This is a genomic window from Bradyrhizobium sp., assembly GCF_016462955.1.
Classification (GTDB): Bacteria; Pseudomonadota; Alphaproteobacteria; order Rhizobiales; family Xanthobacteraceae; genus Bradyrhizobium.
This window is the reverse complement of the sequence record NZ_JAEMSD010000307.1, coordinates 6097-8432: the sequence shown is the minus strand read 5'-3', so window position 1 is coordinate 8432 and position 2336 is coordinate 6097. Positions and strand designations below refer to the sequence as shown.

Genomic DNA, 2336 nt, shown 5'->3' with positions numbered 1-2336 from the left:
TGAGGAGCGCCAACAGCCGGGGGCTCTGCAGCGCGGCCGACTTCAGGGCGTCGAAATTGCAGACGACGACGTTTCCGCCGAGCTGAACGATGCCGCGGCAGAGAGACATCCGCCCGTCCAGCGCGGCGGCGGCGCCGACGACGCCGTCGATGCCGACCATCGCGGTCTCGATCATCTCGCCGCTCGAAAGAGTCACAACCAGCGAGATCACTGCGCCGGCGGGAAAGTACACGGAGCGAATCTCCTGATCGGCTTCGAACAACAGGGAGTGCTGCGCGAAGGCGACGGTCTTCAAATGCGGCTCGAGGATCTTGAGATCGGCCTCGGACAGCTGCCTCAATAAGAGGTTCTTCATTTTGTCACTCCCGGGGACAGGCGGGAGCGCAAAGAACTCTCAGCTATCGGTGCCTTATGCGGATATCCGATAATCGGTCAACGGTAAGAGCTCTACCGCACATAGCGAGTCTTTTTTTCACTGTGTCAAATTTCGACATAAGAGACGCCGGACTGCGGTCGCGAATGTCAGTAGGGCTCGCCCTTGTCCGCGGTACGACAAGCGGAGGCGGCGGCTTCACATGTCTCGGCGAGCAGCCGGATCCGATATAGGGGCTGCTTTCCCGGGCCCAGAAGCTCGATCCGCCATTCGGCATTTTCCTTGAGCCCGCAGCCGCGGGCGAGATCTCCGAACACTTTGGTCGTTTCGGTCCACGCCGATTCCATGTCCGCGATCTCGGCCAGATGCTCGATCGTGCCGCCGTCGCAGTTGGTGATCCGGAAGTAATGGTGGCGCATGATCGGCTCCGAGCGGTCGCGAGGAGTATCGGTTAGTCCAACCGGGTCCGCCGAATTATGTGCGGTAACGCACATAGAAACCCTGGGCGCATGTCACGGCAAAAGCAAGTGAATTCGGCGGACAATTCGAGATTGTCGCCCGCGGGAGTTGAGTCGTGGCAAAGAGCTTTTGGCGAGCACCGATCATCCGCACGCCACAGTGCATATAAAGGCTATTCTACCGATTTCGTTCGGTGCGCCGTCGCGCTATGGTTGTCGCGTGAATTCTGCCGAAGAATTTGATGCCATCAACGGATCCTTTTCAGAACGCGTTTCTCAAGTCGCTGAGTCCGGCCGACTTCGCGGCCATTCGCCCACATCTCAAGGCCGTCGAGCTTCCGGAAGGGGCTTCGCTGATCGAGCTTGGTCAGACCGTCGTGTGGGCCCATCTTCCGCTCACGGCCGTCGTCTCTCTGGTCGTCGAGCTTGAAGCGGGCGAACGGATCGAGGTGGCGCTGATCGGCTCCGACAGCATCTTGGGCACCTTTGGCGTCTTGGGCGAGCCCGTGGCATTGGTTCACGCTGTCGTATTGGTGCCCGGTTCGGCTTTGCTGGTCGAGGCTGCCCGCCTGCGTGCTCTCGCCCAGGAGAATGCTGCGTTTCGAGACAACCTGACGCGTCACAGCCAGGCCCTCTTCGTTCAGGCTCAGCAATCCGTGGGCTGCAATGCATCGCATACCGTCGAAGCGCGATTGGCGCGATGGCTTCTGAGGGTTCGGGATCTATCCGGCCGTGATCGCTTCAAGCTCACGCAGGAATTGATGGCGGAGATGATCGGCGTTCGCCGAAACAGCGTTTCGTTTGTCGCCCACGCTCTTCAGCAGGCCAACGTCATTCGATTCAGCCGCGGTCTCATCGAGATCGTCAACGTCGCCGAGCTCAACAAGGCGACCTGCGAATGCTATCGCGCGGTGAAGCTGCAATACAAGCGACTTCGTTTCCCGACCGGCGAAGAATCAGGAGCATGATGAAGTTCAGCCGTATCTGAGCTTCATCACAAGGATGCCGCCGGCGAGCACCATGGTCACGGCGTTGGCGGCGACCAGGGGCGCATCGCCGGAGAGCAGGCCGTAGACGAGCCAGAGCGCGATGCCGAGCACCATGACCAGGAACATGCCGAGCGAGATGTCGCCGGTGGAGCGGGTCTTCCACACCTTGATGGCCTGCGGGGCGTAGGCCACGGTGGTGCAGGTGGCGGCGGCAAAGCCGATGAGCTTGATCACGAATGGTTCCATGGCCGGCTCTATAGCATGGATTCGATGACGATCACGCCTCAGGCGCGCGCCGCCATCAGCCTGCGATAGAGCGCGGCATAGTCGCCGGCGCGGCCGCGCCAGGAGACGTCGGTCGCAAGCCCGCTACGTTGCAGCCGGCGCCAGGTCAGCTTGTCGTGGAAGGCGATGTTGGCCTTGCGCAGTGCGCCGGCGAGGGCATCCGCCGTCACCGGGGCAAACTTGAATCCCGTGGCATCGTGGCCGGAGACATCGGCTTCGCCGATGTCGACG

Annotated in this window: 3 protein-coding genes and 2 pseudogenes; 1 reads left to right on the top strand and 4 read right to left on the bottom strand. The window is 61.4% G+C overall.

Going from position 1 to position 2336, the window contains the following annotated elements; genetic code table 11:
• Both JHD07_RS25935 and JHD07_RS25930 read right to left on the bottom strand, forming a co-directional pair.
• Positions 1–355 (bottom strand): annotated as a pseudogene (locus JHD07_RS25935) (Crp/Fnr family transcriptional regulator); the annotation flags it as partial.
• Positions 356–522: 167 nt separating this feature from the next.
• Positions 523–792 carry a hypothetical protein gene (locus tag JHD07_RS25930; protein ID WP_291627222.1) on the bottom strand — a complete coding sequence of 90 codons (270 nt, stop codon included), beginning with the start codon at positions 790–792 and terminating at the stop codon, positions 523–525.
• 281 nt (positions 793–1073) lie between these two features.
• On the opposite strand from JHD07_RS25930, the gene JHD07_RS25925 reads away from it, so the two are divergent.
• On the top strand, positions 1074–1799 hold the full coding sequence (locus JHD07_RS25925; protein ID WP_291627220.1) for a Crp/Fnr family transcriptional regulator: 726 nt from the start codon (positions 1074–1076) through the stop codon (positions 1797–1799).
• Between the two features lie 6 nt (positions 1800–1805).
• Here JHD07_RS25925 and JHD07_RS25920 read toward each other — a convergent pair whose 3' ends face one another.
• Complete coding sequence (locus JHD07_RS25920; protein ID WP_291627218.1) at positions 1806–2066, bottom strand: SemiSWEET transporter; 261 nt, start codon at positions 2064–2066, stop codon at positions 1806–1808.
• 38 nt (positions 2067–2104) lie between these two features.
• Positions 2105–2336 (bottom strand): annotated as a pseudogene (locus JHD07_RS25915) (starch synthase); the annotation flags it as partial.